Below are 14445 nucleotides of genomic sequence, written 5' to 3'. Positions count from 1 at the left end.
ACAGAAACCTCCCCCCACATGTATGCTCATCCTCGCTGTCGCCGCAGGGGAATCCGGTGCGAATCCGGAACTGTCCCGCAACGGTATGAAGTACACCCATCGGTGTCACCGAAGTCCGACGACCTGCCGACGGCGCGCCCGGCTCGACCGAACCGGGTGCCGACCACGTCCGGGCCTCGCGGTAGGGCCTGCGGACGCCGCGCGGTGCTGCCCTCCCACGGGCCCTTGCCCGCGCGCGCCCGCTCGCGCCCGCACCGCCGCCGTCCCGGAGCCGAGCGAGGGAGAGCTCCCCCCGTGACCATCGCGCCTTCCGCACCGCGCGCCGAGTCCGACCCGTCCGACAACGGAACTGAGGGGGGCCCCGGGGCCGCGCTGCTGCGCACCCTCACCGAGCTGACCGCCGACCTTCCCGACACCGACCCCGGCCGGGTCGCCGCCGCCGCCCTGCGCGGCCGCAGCGCGGCCGCCGACGAGGCCGAGCTGCGCGGGCTGGCCACCGAGGCCGCGGCAGGTCTGATCTCCGAGGACCCGGCCTACTCCCGGCTCGCCGCCCGCCTGCTGACGATCGCCGTCGCCGAGGAGGCGGCTGGCCAGGGCGCCACCTCCTTCTCCGCCTCGGTCGAGGTCGGTCACCGCGAGGGCCTGATCGCCGACCGCACCGCCGAGTTCGTCCGGCTGCACGCGAGCCGCCTCGACGCGCTGGTCGAGCACACCCTCGGCGAGGGCGCCGACGACCGCTTCGGCTTCTTCGGCCTGCGCACCCTGCACAGCCGCTACCTGCTGCGCCACCCGATCACCCGCCAGGTCATCGAGACCCCGCAGCACTTCATGCTGCGCGTGGCCTGCGGCCTGGCCGAGAACGACGGCATCGAGGCCGTCGAGGAAGTCGCCTCCCTGTACCGGCTGATGAGCCGCCTGGACTACCTGCCGTCCTCCCCCACGCTCTTCAACTCCGGCACCCGGCACCCGCAGATGTCCTCCTGCTACCTGCTGGACTCCCCGCTGGACGAGCTCGACTCGATCTACGACCGCTACCACCAGGTCGCGCGCCTGTCGAAGCACGCCGGCGGCATCGGCCTGTCGTACTCCCGCATCCGCGCCCGCGGTTCGCTGATCCGCGGCACCAACGGCCACTCCAACGGCATCGTCCCGTTCCTGAAGACCCTCGACGCCTCCGTCGCCGCCGTGAACCAGGGCGGCCGCCGCAAGGGTGCCGCCGCCGTCTACCTGGAGACCTGGCACGCGGACATCGAGGAGTTCCTGGAGCTGCGCGACAACACCGGTGAGGACGCCCGGCGCACGCACAACCTGAACCTGGCGCACTGGATCCCGGACGAGTTCATGCGCCGCGTGAACGCCGACGGCGAGTGGTCGCTGTTCTCCCCGGCCGACGTGCCCGAGCTGGTCGACCTGTACGGCGACGAGTTCGACGCCGCCTACGTCAAGGCCGAGCAGGCGGGCCTGGCCAAGAAGACCATGCCGGCCCGCGAGCTGTACGGCCGCATGATGCGCACCCTCGCGCAGACCGGCCAGGGCTGGATGACCTTCAAGGACGCCTCCAACCGGACCGCGAACCAGACCGCCCTGCCGGGCACGGTCGTCCACTCCTCCAACCTGTGCACCGAGATCATCGAGGTCACCAACGACGGCGAGACGGCCGTCTGCAACCTCGGCTCGGTCAACCTCGGCGCGTTCGTCCTCGCCGAGACGGGCGAGATGGACTGGGAGCGCCTGGACGAGACCGTCCGCACCGCCGTGACCTTCCTCGACCGGGTCGTGGACATCAACTTCTACCCGACCGAGGAGGCCGGCCGCTCCAACGCCAAGTGGCGCCCGGTGGGCCTGGGCGCCATGGGCCTCCAGGACGTCTTCTTCAAGCTGCGCCTGCCCTTCGACTCCGCCGCGGCCAAGGCCCTCTCCACGAAGATCGCCGAGCGGATCATGCTGGCGGCCTACGAGGCCTCCGCCGACCTCGCCGAGAAGCACGGCACCCTCCCGGCCTGGGAGCAGACCCGTACCGCCCAGGGCGTGCTGCACCCCGACCACTACGGTGTCGAGCTCACCTGGCCGGAGCGCTGGGACGCGCTGCGCGCCCGCATCGCGACGACCGGCATGCGCAACTCGCTGCTGCTGGCCATCGCGCCGACCGCGACGATCGCCTCGATCGCCGGCGTGTACGAGTGCATCGAGCCGCAGGTGTCCAACCTGTTCAAGCGCGAGACGCTGTCGGGCGAGTTCCTCCAGGTCAACGGCTACCTGGTGGAGGACCTGAAGAAGCTCGGCGTGTGGGACGCCCAGACCCGGGAGGCGCTGCGCGACTCCTCCGGCTCGGTCCAGGGCTTCAACTGGATCCCGGCCGAGGTCCGCGAGCTGTACCGCACGGCGTGGGAGATCCCGCAGCGCGGCCTGATCGACATGGCGGCGGCCCGTACGCCGTACCTGGACCAGTCGCAGTCGCTGAACCTGTTCATGGAGACGCCGACCATCGGCAAGCTGTCGTCGATGTACGCGTACGCCTGGAAGCAGGGCCTGAAGACCACGTACTACCTGCGCTCGCGTCCGGCGACGAGGATCGCCCGCGCCGCGTCCGGCACCGCCGTCCCGGCCGCCGTACCGGAGACCGCCACGCCCCTCCCGCAGGCCCTCGACGCCGAGGCACTGGCCTGCTCCCTTGAGAACCCCGAGTCCTGCGAGGCCTGCCAGTAATCCCCACCCGCCACCCGACCACCACCCCTGGAGGACGGCGCTTCGCGCCGACTGTTATGACCGACAAGAACCTGCTCGACCCCGGCTTCGAGCTGACGCTCCGCCCGATGCGCTACCCGGACTTCTACGAGCGCTACCGGGACGCGATCAAGAACACGTGGACGGTGGAGGAGGTCGACCTCCACTCGGACGTCGCCGACCTGGCGAAGCTGACGCCCGCCGAGCAGCACATGATCGGCCGACTGGTGGCGTTCTTCGCGACGGGCGACTCGATCGTGGCGAACAACCTGGTCCTGACGCTGTACAAGCACATCAACTCCCCGGAGGCGCGCCTGTACCTGTCGCGCCAGCTGTTCGAGGAGGCCGTGCACGTCCAGTTCTACCTGACGCTGCTCGACACCTACCTGCCCGACCCGGACGACCGGGCGGCCGCGTTCGCCGCGGTGGAGAACATCCCCTCCATCCGTGAGAAGGCCCAGTTCTGCTTCAAGTGGATGGACTCGGTCGAGAAGATCGACCGCCTGGAGACCCAGGCCGACCGCCGCCGTTTCCTGCTGAACCTGATCTGCTTCGCGGCGTGCATCGAGGGCCTGTTCTTCTACGGCGCCTTCGCCTACGTGTACTGGTTCCGGTCGCGCGGTCTGCTGCACGGCCTGGCCACCGGCACCAACTGGGTGTTCCGCGACGAGACCATGCACATGAACTTCGCGTTCGAGGTCGTGGACACGGTCCGCAAGGAGGAGCCGGAGCTCTTCGACGAGGCCCTCCAGCAGCAGGTCACGGACATGCTGAAGGAGGCCGTCGAGGCGGAGCTGCAGTTCGGCCGCGACCTGTGCGGTGACGGCCTGCCGGGCATGAACACCGAGTCGATGCGCGAGTACCTGGAGTGCGTCGCCGACCAGCGTCTGGTCCGCCTGGGCTTCCCGCCGGTGTACGGCTCGCAGAACCCGTTCTCCTTCATGGAGCTGCAGGGCGTCCAGGAGCTGACGAACTTCTTCGAGCGCCGCCCGTCGGCCTACCAGGTCGCCGTCGAGGGCACGGTCGACCTGGACGAGGACTTCTGACCCGTACCGCCGAACGCCGAGGGGCCCGCTCCGGATCCGATCCGGGGCGGGCCCCTCGGGCGTGTGCGGCCCGCGTCAGTCGTTCGGGACGGTCTCGTAGCGCGGGGTGCCCTCGGCCATCTGGCGCAGGGCGTCCTTGCGGTCCCGCTTGGAGAGCCGGTCGATGTACAGGTAGCCGTACAGGTGGTCGGTCTCGTGCTGCAGGCAGCGGGCGAAGTAGCCGGTGCCGCGCACCTTGATCGGGTTGCCCTGGGCGTCCTGGCCGGTGACCTCGGCGTAGTCGGGGCGGGCCAGCGAGGCGTACGCGGTGGGGACCGACAGGCAGCCCTCGTTGGAGTCGTCGAGCACGCGGGCGGCGGCCGGCAGCTCCACGAGCTTCGGGTTGACCACGACACCGGTGTGGCGGACGCCCTCGTCGTCCGGGCAGTCGTAGACGAAGACCTTGGCGTCGACGCCGATCTGGTTCGCGGCCAGGCCGACGCCCTCCGCGGCCCGCTGGCTGGCGAACATGTCGTCGATCAGCTGCGCCAGCTCGTCGCCGAACTCGGTGACGTCCTTGCACTCGCTGTGCAGCACCGGGTTGCCGACGACGGTGATCGGGCGGGCGGTACCGCGCTCGCGGTGGGCGAGCTCGCGCGCCTCACAGTCCTCGGTGTCCACGACGTAACCGTCGTCGTCCACCGCGATGACCTCGTTCTCCTGCTGCGCCATGTTCCGACGTACGCCTTCCGTAAGTCCACCCGTTCACAATGTGCCGGTACAGCCTACGGTGCCCGGTCAGCAGACTTCTTCGAGATCCCGCCACTCACGGGTGTCCGGGCTGTCGGCGACCCAGCCGTCGAGCAGCCCGCGCACCAGGCCGGCCGGTGCGGCGATCCCGCATTCGCGCTCGGGGACCCACAGCGAGCCGGAGCCGGCCGTGCGGTGGCCGAGCGGGCCGGGGTGGCCGGGTTCGCTGTGGTCGTGGGGGTCCAGGTGCTCGCCGTCGCCCTCGCCGCTCGGCATCACGCTCTCCGAACAGGTCCGGCACAGCAGCCGCACCGAGGAGGACCAGTCCTCGGCGGCGAAGCCCGCGTCCGAGGCGAGCTGTTCCAGGGCGTCCCGGTCGGTCTCGGTGGCCGCCTCCAGCAGCACCACCCAGGTCGGTACCGGGGACGGCGCCCACAGCTCGATCTCGTCGAAGACGGGGTAGGCGGGGCCGGCCGCGGTGACCCGCTCGCCGTTGGGGACCCCGTCGTGCAGCACGACCTCGCCCCAGCGCCGGCCGGACGAGGGCAGCGGGATGGACAGCACCTCGATGCGGGCCGGGTCCAGTCGGCGGCCCCAGACCACCTCGGCCTCGCCCTCCGGGGACAGCCGGACGGCGGCGCTGCCGAGCTCCATGCCGACGGGTTCGCCGCCCCTGCCGTGCGGGTCCCCGGGCACCTTCAGCCCGTACGCCTGCCAGGCCCGCCGGGCCAGCGGCCAGTCCTGCAGTGCGGTCGCGGCGATGCCGACGTTCCACCAGTCCGGGGCGCCGGTCCCGCGGTCCAGCAGGGCCACGGCCCGCAGCCCGGCGGCCCGCGCCTGCTCCCAGTCGTGCCGGAACTTGTGCAGCAGGGCCAGGTTGAACCAGGACTCCGACAGCCAGGGCTCCAGGTCGGCGGCCCTGGTCAGCAGCGCACCCGCGTCCTCGTACCGGCCGTCGCCGATCAGCGTGAACGCGCGGTCGGTGGCCTGCCGCCACGAGGCGGAGGGCCTATGCCGTACCTTCCCGAAGATCCTCACGATTCCCGCCTGCTTGGGGGCACCCCCAGCGGTGGCTGGGGAACGACTTGCAGCCTTGCGGACACCCTCACGGACGCTCCTACTCGCATCCAACCATGCCCACTCGGACGGCCGCTCATTACCCATGGGTTACCCAGGTGGGGCGGGATCAACTCTGTCACGTCCCACCTGGCCGGAACCCTGGCGGGGCACCCCCCGGGGACAGACGGACGCCCCCGGGGTTGGCGCCTTCGGGTGAAACGGAGGGGCCTTCCGGGGGCGGAGTCGCCTGCGGTCGTCGGCGTCGTCAGCCGGCGGCGGGGTCCGCGGTGACGTCGTGGTCGGGCACCGCCTGCCCCGAGCGGATCAGCTCGATCCGCCCCATCACCTTGGAGCGCAGGTCGCTCGGCACGTCGTCCGAGCCGCAGCAGCGCTTCACCAGTTTCTTCACGGCCTGCTCCAGGCCGTACTTCTCCAGGCAGGGGTTGCACTCGCCGAAGTGCGTCTCGAACTTCGTGCAGTCGCTGTCCGGCATCTCGTGGTCCAGGAACTCGTAGAGGTGGTCAAGTACCTCCGAGCACTCCGTCTCGTGCGGCTCTCCGCAGCTCATGAGCCCGAGCCTTTCAGGTCGTTCGACTCTCCCGCGCCCGCCGGGACCAGCCCGCGCTCGCGGGCGTAGTCCTCCAGCAGTCCGCGGAGTTGACGGCGGCCACGGTGCAGTCGCGACATGACCGTACCGATGGGTGTACCCATGATGTCCGCGATCTCCTTGTACGCAAACCCCTCTACGTCGGCGAGATAGACCGCGATGCGGAACTCCTCCGGAATGGCCTGAAGCGCTTCCTTCACATCGGAATCGGGCAGGTGGTCGAGCGCCTGCGACTCGGCCGAGCGCAGTCCCGTCGACATGTGCGACTCGGCGCGCGCCAGCTGCCAGTCCTCGATCTCCTCCGCCGCACTGCGCTGCGGCTCGCGCTGCTTCTTGCGGTAGGAGTTGATGAAGGTGTTGGTCAGAATGCGGTAGAGCCACGCCTTGAGGTTGGTGCCCTCACGGAACTGGTGGAAGGACGCGTACGCCTTGGCGTACGTCTCCTGGACCAGGTCCTCGGCGTCGGCCGGATTGCGCGTCATGCGCAGCGCGGCCGAGTACATCTGGTCGAGGTAACCGAGGGCGTCCCGCTCGAAGCGCGCGTTGCGCTCGGCGGTCGTCTCCTCCGCGTGGCCCTCCTCGGTCCCAGCGACAGGACCCACCTCCTCCGACTGCGCGGCGGCTCCGAAAGCGGACCCGCTCGAATCGGAGAATAGTCGACCTTCCCGGCCCTCCGCCGCCCGGAGCGGGCTGCGCTTGGGCGCGGGGAGGACCGTCCATTCCAGCCCAGCAGCCTGCGGACGGTCCTGGCTGATGACCTGGGTCATGCGGCTCCCTCTCCTCCGACGAGATCCTGTACGTTCCGACATCCGGCACAACAGAAGGGTCGGGCCGCGCATTCCCGGCGGGGCGTGCGGGGTCGGGCTCTGTGTCAGGTCGTACCGGCGGGGGGTGCGGCGGCACCGAATCGGCCGGACCGGCGGGGCAGTGCTTCCAGCCAGGCGGCCACGGCCCGCGTGATCACGGCGAGGGCCTCGTCCTGCGTCTGCTCCGCCTTCTTCGGCACGGCGAAGCCGTGGTCCCCTTGCGCCACCTCGGCCAGCTCGTACGGTTGCGGCCCGGCCGGCGGCGGGAACTCCTCCGGCCGCCCGAACGGGTCCCGGCCGCCCTGGACGACCAGCGTGGGCAGCCCGGCCCCGGTCAGCTCCTCGGCCCGGGACTTCTCGGGCCTGCCCGGCGGGTGCAGCGGGAAGGCCAGGGCCAGCACCCCGGCCGCGCCGAGTGCGGCGCCGGTCCGGCAGGCCACCCGGGCCCCGGCGCTGCGTCCGCCCGCCACCACGGGCAGCCCTGGCCGCTCCAGCGCCGGCCACAGCCCGTGCCAGCCCTCGTCGAGCACCTTGGGCGCGGCCGCGACCTTCTTTCCGGCGACCCTCCAGGGTTGCTCGACCAGAGCCACGGTGATCCCGCGGGCGGGCAGGGCGGCGGCCAGCGCCCGCAGGTCGCGCGCCTCGATGCCGCCGCCCGCCCCGTGACCGAGGGCCAGGACGAGTCGGGCCTCGGGTGCGGGGTGCCAGGTGATGCGGGCCTCGCCCGCCGGGGTGGGGACGCTCTCGGTGCGCGTGCGCGTGGTCATGCCCCCATCCTGCCCGGCGCGGGGGCGCGGAGGCGGGAGGCGGAGGGGCGGCCAGAAGAGCCAGAAGAGCCACAGAAGAGGGGGACCAGGGGCTAGAAGAGGGTGCCCTCTTCCGGCGCGTCCAGCTCCGTCAGCAGCTCGGGCCCGTTGTTGCGCACGCTGCTGACGGCGGTGGAGACCGGGAAGGCGCGCATCAGACCGCCGGGCGGCGGGGCGAGCAGCTCCTGCAGCGAGCCGTCGGCGTCGGTGTTCGCCGGGTCCAGCCAGGCGTCCCAGCGGTCCGGGGTGAGCATCAGCGGCATCCGGGGGTGGATCTCGGAGAGCGAGCGCGGCCCGTCGGCGGGGGCGACGGCCAGCGGTGCGCTTTCGGCCTCGGCGGTGATCACCGAGCAGGTCGCCCACCAGGCCTGCGGGTGGTCGTCGGGCAGGGTGCGGTCGCGCCAGAACTCGTAGATGCCGGCCATGGCGAAGACGGAGCCGTCGGCGGGGAGCACGAAGTACGGCTGCTTGCGGGCCCGCTTCCGCTTCCCCTCGACCTCCAGCAGGCGCTCGTCATGGGCGGTGACCCACTCGTAGTACCCGTCGGCGGGGACGATGCAGCGGCGCTGCATGAAGGGGCGGCGGAAGGACGGCTTCTCGGCGAGGGTCTCGGACCGGGCGTTTATCATCCGGGCGGCGCCGTCGGGGTTCTTGGCCCAGGACGGGACGAGGCCCCACCGCAGGACGCGCAGCTGGCGAACCGGACGCGGGCTCGGGGCGTCTTTGAGGGGGCGGTCGAGGACGACGTGGACCTGCTTCGTCGGCGCCACGTTCCAGTCGGGGGCCAGGGTCTCCTCGGGCTCCCACCGCTCGACGCCGAAGATCCGGGCCAGGTCCTCGGGCCCCCGGCCCGCTGCATACCGTCCACACATGGCTGCCACACTGCCATGTCGCCCCCAGCTACCGCTGGGAGGTGCCCCCTGACCCTCACCGCAAGGAGTCCGCCGCTTTATGGACAGCACCACGCCGGCCGGCCTGTGGGACCGGCTCACGGGCATACAGACCCCGCCGGCCCTCTGGCTGGTGATCGTGACGGGCCTGGCCGCGCTGGCGCTCGTGGCGCCGCACCCGGTGTGGCGGGTGTCCCGCAACGCCGTGACCATCGCGCACGAGGGCGGCCACGGCCTGCTGGCGCTGCTGACGGGCCGGCGCCTCGACGGGATCCGGCTGCACTCGGACACCAGCGGCGTCACCGTCAGCCGCGGCAAGCCGACCGGCCTCGGGATGATCCTGACGGCCGCCGCCGGGTACACCGCGCCCTCGTTGCTGGGGCTCGGCGGGGCCGCGCTGCTGTCGGCCCACCGGATCACGCTGCTGCTGTGGGCGGCCACCGCGCTGCTGCTCGCGATGCTGGTGATGATCCGCAACGCGTACGGCGCCCTGACGGTGGTGCTGGCCGGCGGCACGTTCGTCCTGGTCTCCTGGCTCGCCGCGGCCGAGGTGCAGGCGGGCTTCGCGTACGCGGCCGTGTGGTTCCTGCTGCTGGGCGGGGTGCGGCCGGTGTTCGAGCTGGGGGCCAAGCGCCGGCACGGCGGGGCGCCGGATTCCGACGCGGACCAGCTGGGCCGACTCACCCACACGCACCCGGTGCTGTGGCTGTTCCTCTTCCACGCCGTGGCGCTGTGCTCGCTGATCGGCGGCGCACGCTGGCTTCTCAACCTCTGAGACCGCCCGGCGGGGCACGGCTCGATCACGATCAGCGCCCGGTCGGAGCCACTAAAGTGGTGGCCATGACCCAGACCCCCGCGCTCCCCGCCCTCTGGCCTGCCCCGCACGCCGACGGCACCGTCCACGCCACCGTCACCGTGCCCGGGTCGAAGTCGGTGACGAACCGGGCCCTGGTCCTCGCGGCGCTCTCCGCGGAGCCCGGCTGGGTGCGCCGCCCGCTGCGCTCGCGGGACTCGCAGCTGATGGCGGACGCGCTGCGGGCCATGGGCGTGGGCATCGAGGAGACCGTCTCCTCCAGCTCCGGCGACGGCGCGGGCGGCGAGGCCTGGCGGATCATCCCGGCGGCCCTGCACGGCCCGGCCACCGTGGACGTCGGCAACGCCGGCACGGTCATGCGCTTCCTGCCGCCGGTCGCCACCCTCGCCGACGGCGACATCCGCTTCGACGGCGACCCGCGGTCCTACGAGCGGCCGCTCGGCCAGGTCATCACCGCCCTGCGCGGGCTGGGTGCCCGCATCGACGACGGCGGCCGCGGCGCGCTGCCGCTGACCGTCCAGGGCGGCGGGGCGCTGGAGGGCGGCTCGGTCGAGCTCGACGCGAGCAACTCGTCCCAGTTCATCTCCGCGCTGCTGCTCGCGGCCCCGCGGTTCAACCAGGGCGTGGAGGTGCGGCACGTCGGCGCGACCCTGCCCTCGATGCCGCACATCCGGATGACGGTGGAGATGCTGCGCGCGGCCGGCGCCCGGGTCGACACGCCGGAGGCGGGTGGCGAGCCGAACGTGTGGCGGGTGGCGCCGAGCGCGCTGCTGGGCCGCGACATGGTGGTCGAGCCGGACCTGTCGAACGCCCAGCCGTTCCTGGCGGCGGCCCTGATCACGGGCGGCACGGTCACCATCCCGGACTGGCCGCGCCGCACCACGCAGCCCGGCGACGAGCTGCGCCGGATCTTCACGGAGATGGGCGGCTCCTGCGAGCTGACCGACGCGGGCCTGGTCTTCACGGGCACCGGCAAGATCCACGGCATCGACGTGGACCTGGGCGAGGTCGGCGAACTGACGCCCGGCATCGCGGCCGTCGCCGCGCTGGCCGACTCCCCGTCCACCCTGCGCGGGGTGGCGCACCTCCGGCTGCACGAGACGGACCGGCTGGCGGCCCTGACCGCGGAGATCAACGGGCTCGGCGGCGAGGTCACGGAGACCGCCGACGGCCTGCACATCCGCCCGCGCCCGCTGCACGGCGGCGTGTTCCACACCTACGACGACCACCGGATGGCCACCGCGGGCGCCGTGCTCGGCCTGGCGGTCGAGGGCGTGCAGATCGAGAACGTGGCGACGACCGCGAAGACGCTGCCGGACTTCCCGAGGATGTGGGCGGACATGCTCGCGGGATCGGGAGCGTAGGTCCGTCATGCGCAGGTACGGCAAGCACACCGACGAGGACGACATCCGGTCCCGCCCCAACCCCAAGGGCAACCGGCCCCGCACGAGCAAGCGCCCCAAGCACGAGGACGCGGCGGAGGGCTTCGTCCTCACCGTCGACCGCGGCCGGCTGACCTGCCTGGTGGAGGACCGCACGGTCGTCGCCATGAAGGCGCGCGAGCTCGGCCGCAAGGCCGCGGTGGTCGGCGACCGGGTGTGGCTCGTCGGGGACCTGTCCGGCAAGAAGGACACCCTCGCGCGGATCGTGCGGATCGAGGAGCGCAGGTCCGTCCTGCGGCGCACCGCGGACGACGACGACCCGTACGAGCGGGTGGTCGTCGCCAACGCCGACCAGTTGGCGATCGTCACCGCGCTGGCCGACCCGGAGCCGCGGCCGCGCATGATCGACCGCTGTCTGGTGGCCGCGTACGACGCCGGGCTGGAGCCCCTGCTGGTGCTCACCAAGTCGGACCTGACGTCCCCGGACAAGATCCTGGAGATCTACGCGACGCTGGGCGTGAACTACGTGGTGACCAACCGCGAGGAACTGGCGGCCGGCGAGGCCGCCGAACGGGTGCGCGAGCGGCTGGCCGGACGGATCACCGCCTTCGTGGGCCACTCGGGGGTCGGCAAGACCACCCTGGTGAACTCGCTGGTCAGCGCGGGCCGCCAGCGCGCGACCGGCCACGTCAACGCCGTGACCGGGCGCGGCCGGCACACCACCACCTCGGCGCTCGCGCTGCCGCTGCCGTCGGGTGACGGCTGGGTCATCGACACGCCGGGCGTGCGGTCGTTCGGCCTGCACCACGTGGACCCCTCGCGGGTGATCCTGGCCTTCCCGGACCTGGTGCCGGGTACGGAGGAGTGCCCGCGCGCGTGCAGCCACGACGAGCAGGACTGTGCGCTGGACGCCTGGGTGGCGGAGGGGCACGCGGATCCGGTCCGGCTGGACTCGCTGCGGCGGCTGCTGCGGACGCGGGAGCGACGCGAGGGCGACTGATCGTCCTGCGGGTCCGCGGCGTTCGGCAGGGTTCGGCGGGTTTGCCGGGGTTCAGCGGGGTTTGCCGGGGTCATGGTCCGGTAAATGCATAACCGCATTGAGTGACGCGATGTCACGTGACGCGGGGAGGCATCCGCCATGGCCTGGCTGCTGGTCGTCGTCGCCGGACTCCTGGAGACCGGGTTCGCGGTCTGCCTCAAGCTGTCCCACGGGTTCACCCGGCTGTGGCCGACGATCGCCTTCGCCTCCTTCGCGCTCGGCAGCTTCGGCCTGCTGACGCTGGCCCTGAAGAAGCTGGACGTGGGGCCGGCGTACGCGGTGTGGACGGGCATCGGCGCGGCCGGGACCGCGATCTACGGCATGGTCTTCCTCGGCGACCTGGTCTCCACCCTCAAGATCGTCTCGATCACGCTGGTCATCCTCGGGGTCATCGGCCTCCAGCTGTCCGGGTCGGCTCACTGAGCAGCCGCAGCAGCCCGAGCAGTTCCCCGAGCCCCGGCTCCCGCGCCGGGGCTATCACGTACGACAGCGCCAGCCGTACGGCCAGTTCGCACCGCTGCGCACCGTCGCCCGGCGCGAGCACGGCCGCCGCCCGCTCCCGCACCGCCCGGGCCAGCTCGCCGGGCGCGGGCGCGGGCACGCCGGGCCGGGAGCCCTGCCCGGGCGGCACCGGCAGGTTGCCGTCCCAGGACCCGGTCAGCAGGGCTCGTACGAGGGGACGCGCGCGGGCCGCCCGTACGGTCCACTCCGCGACCGAGGCGAGCCGGTCGCCGCCGCTGGCGGCCGGGGTGCGCAGCACCCGGTCGACCCCGTCGAGGTACCAGTCGGCCTCGCGGCGCACGAGGGCGCGGCCGAGGCCCGCCTTGCCGCCGAACTCGTTGTAGAGGGTCTGCCGGGACACCCCGGCGGCGGCCGCCACGTCGACCATCCTCACGGACGGCCAGGGGCGCGCCAAGAGCGCCACCGACGCCGCCTCCAGCAACGACTCCCGGGCTGCCGGCATCCGCGCCTCCCCGCTCGACTCCACCGCCAGAGTTGACGGGTCGACAGATCCTGTCAAGGGCGCCTGCCCGGCCGCTCCGTGGACGCCGCTCGCCCGCCCCTGCGGCTGCCGATACTGTTCGGGCATGCCCGAGTACGAAGATGACCTGCACCTCGCCCAGGAGCTCGCCGACGCGGCGGACGCCGTCACCATGGAGCGCTTCCGCGCCCTCGACCTGAAGGTCGAGACGAAGCCGGACATGACCCCGGTGAGCGAGGCGGACCGGGCCGCCGAGGAAGTGGTCCGGGCGGGGATCGAGGCCGCGCGGCCCGCGGACGCCATCCTGGGCGAGGAGTACGGCCTGAAGGGCGGCGGCCCGCGCCGCTGGGTCGTGGACCCGATCGACGGCACGAAGAACTACGTGCGCGGGGTGCCCGTCTGGGCGACCCTGATCTCGCTGATGGAGGAGGGCTCCGACGGGGTGTTCCGGCCCGTCGTCGGGGTGGTCTCGGCGCCCGCGCTGGGCCGGCGCTGGTGGGCGGCGCAGGGCGGGGGCGCGTACGCGGGCGGTGCGCTGGGCGGCGAGCCGCAGCGCATCGGGGTGTCGCAGGTGGGCTCCCTGGGCGACGCCTCGTTCTCGTACTCCTCGCTGAGCGGCTGGGAGGAGCAGGGCCGGCTCGACGGGTTCCTGGAGCTGACCCGGCAGTGCTGGCGGACCCGCGGCTACGGGGACTTCTGGCCGTACATGATGGTCGCGGAGGGCTCGCTCGACCTGTGCGCCGAGCCGGAGTTGAACCTGTGGGACATGGCGGCCATCGCGGCCGTGGTCCAGGAGGCGGGTGGACGCTTCACCAGCCTGGACGGGGTGGACGGCGTGCACGGCGGGAACGCGGCGGCCTCCAACGGGCTGCTGCACGAGGAGATGCTCGGGTACCTGCACCCCCGCGCCTGAGCGCGCCCGGGCCTGCGCCCGTTCCTGCACCAGGACAACCGAGTGCGCCCCCTTGATGACCCTCCGTGTCCGTGGGAATCTGAGACTCCCCCGCTTGTGCACTTGTGAATGGCTTCTCAAGCGGAGGACTCTTCCAGGAGGTGGCTCTCTTCATGCTCGTCCGTGACGCCATGAGCACCGTGATCCTCACCCTCGGCCCCGCCCACACCATCCGCCAGGCGGCCTGTCTGATGTCAGGCCGCCGGGTCGGCGCAGCAGTCGTCCTCGATCCCGAACACAGCGGCATCGGCATCCTGACCGAACGGGACGTCCTCAACTCCATCGGCGCGGGCCACAACCCCGACCGGGAGTCCGTGGGCGCGCACACCACGAACAACGTGGTGTTCTGCACCCCGGAGACGACCTTGCAGGATGCCGCCGAGGCAATGGCCCACGGCGGCTTCCGGCACCTGATCGTCGTCGAGGGCGGCGGCCCCGTCGGCATCGTGTCCGTCCGCGACATCATCCGCTGCTGGGTGCCGGCCCGGCGCAGCACCGTGGCGGCATAGCGAACGGCGGGGGGGGGGGGGGGGGGGGGGGGGGGGGGGGGGGGGGGGGGGGGGGGGGGGGGGGGGGGGGGGGGGGGGGGGGGGGGGGGGGGGAGGGGGG

The 14445-nt window shown here is 72.5% G+C and carries 15 protein-coding genes and 1 riboswitch; of the genes, 8 read left to right on the top strand and 7 right to left on the bottom strand.

Annotation, left to right across the window (positions count from 1 at the left end; translation table 11 throughout):
* The first annotated feature begins 16 nt into the window (after positions 1-16).
* Positions 17-145, top strand: a riboswitch (cobalamin riboswitch).
* Between the two features lie 149 nt (positions 146-294).
* Positions 295-2706: a ribonucleoside-diphosphate reductase subunit alpha gene (locus ACZ4VL_RS11710; protein ID WP_468198629.1), complete on the top strand. Its 2412-nt coding sequence runs from the start codon at positions 295-297 to the stop codon at positions 2704-2706.
* Between the two features lie 56 nt (positions 2707-2762).
* Positions 2763-3770 (top strand): ribonucleotide-diphosphate reductase subunit beta, encoded by a 1008-nt coding sequence (locus ACZ4VL_RS11705; protein ID WP_468198626.1) that lies wholly within the window; start codon positions 2763-2765, stop codon positions 3768-3770.
* A 75-nt stretch (positions 3771-3845) separates the two neighbouring features.
* Here ACZ4VL_RS11705 and def read toward each other — a convergent pair whose 3' ends face one another.
* The 6 genes from def to ACZ4VL_RS11675 all read right to left on the bottom strand — a co-directional run bounded on the left by def (position 3846) and on the right by ACZ4VL_RS11675 (position 8649).
* Positions 3846-4481 (bottom strand): peptide deformylase, encoded by a 636-nt coding sequence (gene def / locus ACZ4VL_RS11700; protein WP_361089092.1) that lies wholly within the window; start codon positions 4479-4481, stop codon positions 3846-3848.
* Between the two features lie 66 nt (positions 4482-4547).
* Positions 4548-5537, bottom strand: coding sequence for a tetratricopeptide repeat protein (locus ACZ4VL_RS11695; protein WP_468198623.1), 990 nt, complete (start codon positions 5535-5537; stop codon positions 4548-4550).
* A 286-nt stretch (positions 5538-5823) separates the two neighbouring features.
* Positions 5824-6126 carry a mycothiol system anti-sigma-R factor gene (rsrA, locus tag ACZ4VL_RS11690; RefSeq protein ID WP_179172862.1) on the bottom strand — a complete coding sequence of 101 codons (303 nt, stop codon included), beginning with the start codon at positions 6124-6126 and terminating at the stop codon, positions 5824-5826.
* Complete coding sequence (locus tag ACZ4VL_RS11685) at positions 6123-6767, bottom strand: sigma-70 family RNA polymerase sigma factor (RefSeq protein WP_179172889.1); 645 nt, start codon at positions 6765-6767, stop codon at positions 6123-6125. The genes rsrA and ACZ4VL_RS11685 overlap by 4 nt, the downstream gene beginning before the upstream one ends.
* Positions 6768-7036: 269 nt before the next feature.
* Positions 7037-7738, bottom strand: a complete 702-nt coding sequence (locus ACZ4VL_RS11680; RefSeq protein WP_468198620.1) for an alpha/beta hydrolase family protein — start codon at positions 7736-7738, stop codon at positions 7037-7039.
* A gap of 92 nt (positions 7739-7830) precedes the next feature.
* The gene (locus ACZ4VL_RS11675; protein WP_468198618.1) at positions 7831-8649 is read right to left on the bottom strand and encodes an SOS response-associated peptidase; all 819 of its coding nucleotides are present in this window, start codon (positions 8647-8649) and stop codon (positions 7831-7833) included.
* A gap of 79 nt (positions 8650-8728) precedes the next feature.
* On the opposite strand from ACZ4VL_RS11675, the gene ACZ4VL_RS11670 reads away from it, so the two are divergent.
* The 4 genes from ACZ4VL_RS11670 (at position 8729) to ACZ4VL_RS11655 (ending at position 12325) form a co-directional block, all read left to right on the top strand.
* On the top strand, positions 8729-9442 hold the full coding sequence (locus ACZ4VL_RS11670; protein WP_468198616.1) for a M50 family metallopeptidase: 714 nt from the start codon (positions 8729-8731) through the stop codon (positions 9440-9442).
* Positions 9443-9507: 65 nt separating this feature from the next.
* Positions 9508-10845 carry a 3-phosphoshikimate 1-carboxyvinyltransferase gene (aroA, locus tag ACZ4VL_RS11665; RefSeq protein ID WP_468198614.1) on the top strand — a complete coding sequence of 446 codons (1338 nt, stop codon included), beginning with the start codon at positions 9508-9510 and terminating at the stop codon, positions 10843-10845.
* Positions 10846-10852: 7 nt separating this feature from the next.
* On the top strand, positions 10853-11863 hold the full coding sequence (gene rsgA, locus ACZ4VL_RS11660; RefSeq protein ID WP_468198612.1) for a ribosome small subunit-dependent GTPase A: 1011 nt from the start codon (positions 10853-10855) through the stop codon (positions 11861-11863).
* Positions 11864-12001: 138 nt separating this feature from the next.
* Positions 12002-12325, top strand: a complete 324-nt coding sequence (locus ACZ4VL_RS11655) for a DMT family transporter (RefSeq protein ID WP_361089106.1) — start codon at positions 12002-12004, stop codon at positions 12323-12325.
* On the opposite strand, the gene ACZ4VL_RS11650 is transcribed toward ACZ4VL_RS11655, so the two are convergent.
* Positions 12291-12866 carry a TetR/AcrR family transcriptional regulator gene (locus tag ACZ4VL_RS11650; RefSeq protein WP_468198610.1) on the bottom strand — a complete coding sequence of 192 codons (576 nt, stop codon included), beginning with the start codon at positions 12864-12866 and terminating at the stop codon, positions 12291-12293. The two genes, ACZ4VL_RS11655 and ACZ4VL_RS11650, sit on opposite strands and share 35 nt — an antisense overlap.
* A 124-nt stretch (positions 12867-12990) precedes the next feature.
* Here ACZ4VL_RS11650 and hisN point away from each other — a divergent pair, with 124 nt between their 5' ends.
* Together hisN and ACZ4VL_RS11640 are read left to right on the top strand one after the other, a co-directional pair.
* On the top strand, positions 12991-13797 hold the full coding sequence (hisN, locus tag ACZ4VL_RS11645; protein WP_468198608.1) for a histidinol-phosphatase: 807 nt from the start codon (positions 12991-12993) through the stop codon (positions 13795-13797).
* Between the two features lie 152 nt (positions 13798-13949).
* On the top strand, positions 13950-14345 hold the full coding sequence (locus ACZ4VL_RS11640) for a CBS domain-containing protein (protein WP_468198605.1): 396 nt from the start codon (positions 13950-13952) through the stop codon (positions 14343-14345).
* Positions 14346-14445 lie beyond the last annotated feature (100 nt).

Source organism: Streptomyces sp. NPDC029014 (assembly GCF_055564695.1).
Note: the sequence above shows the minus strand (reverse complement) of the source record. Positions and strands in the feature narration are given on the sequence as shown.

Excerpts from the sequence above, each read along its gene's own strand:
- ACZ4VL_RS11705 (WP_468198626.1), top strand. The coding sequence starts at position 2,763 with ATGACCGACAAGAACCTGCTCGACCCCGGCTTCGAGCTGACGCTCCGC.
- def (WP_361089092.1), bottom strand. The coding sequence starts at position 4,481 with ATGGCGCAGCAGGAGAACGAGGTCATCGCGGTGGACGACGACGGTTAC.
- rsrA (WP_179172862.1), bottom strand. The coding sequence starts at position 6,126 with ATGAGCTGCGGAGAGCCGCACGAGACGGAGTGCTCGGAGGTACTTGAC.
- ACZ4VL_RS11680 (WP_468198620.1), bottom strand. The coding sequence starts at position 7,738 with ATGACCACGCGCACGCGCACCGAGAGCGTCCCCACCCCGGCGGGCGAG.
- ACZ4VL_RS11675 (WP_468198618.1), bottom strand. The coding sequence starts at position 8,649 with ATGTGTGGACGGTATGCAGCGGGCCGGGGGCCCGAGGACCTGGCCCGG.
- ACZ4VL_RS11670 (WP_468198616.1), top strand. The coding sequence starts at position 8,729 with ATGGACAGCACCACGCCGGCCGGCCTGTGGGACCGGCTCACGGGCATA.
- aroA (WP_468198614.1), top strand. The coding sequence starts at position 9,508 with ATGACCCAGACCCCCGCGCTCCCCGCCCTCTGGCCTGCCCCGCACGCC.
- rsgA (WP_468198612.1), top strand. The coding sequence starts at position 10,853 with ATGCGCAGGTACGGCAAGCACACCGACGAGGACGACATCCGGTCCCGC.
- ACZ4VL_RS11655 (WP_361089106.1), top strand. The coding sequence starts at position 12,002 with ATGGCCTGGCTGCTGGTCGTCGTCGCCGGACTCCTGGAGACCGGGTTC.
- ACZ4VL_RS11650 (WP_468198610.1), bottom strand. The coding sequence starts at position 12,866 with ATGCCGGCAGCCCGGGAGTCGTTGCTGGAGGCGGCGTCGGTGGCGCTC.
- hisN (WP_468198608.1), top strand. The coding sequence starts at position 12,991 with ATGCCCGAGTACGAAGATGACCTGCACCTCGCCCAGGAGCTCGCCGAC.
- ACZ4VL_RS11640 (WP_468198605.1), top strand. The coding sequence starts at position 13,950 with ATGCTCGTCCGTGACGCCATGAGCACCGTGATCCTCACCCTCGGCCCC.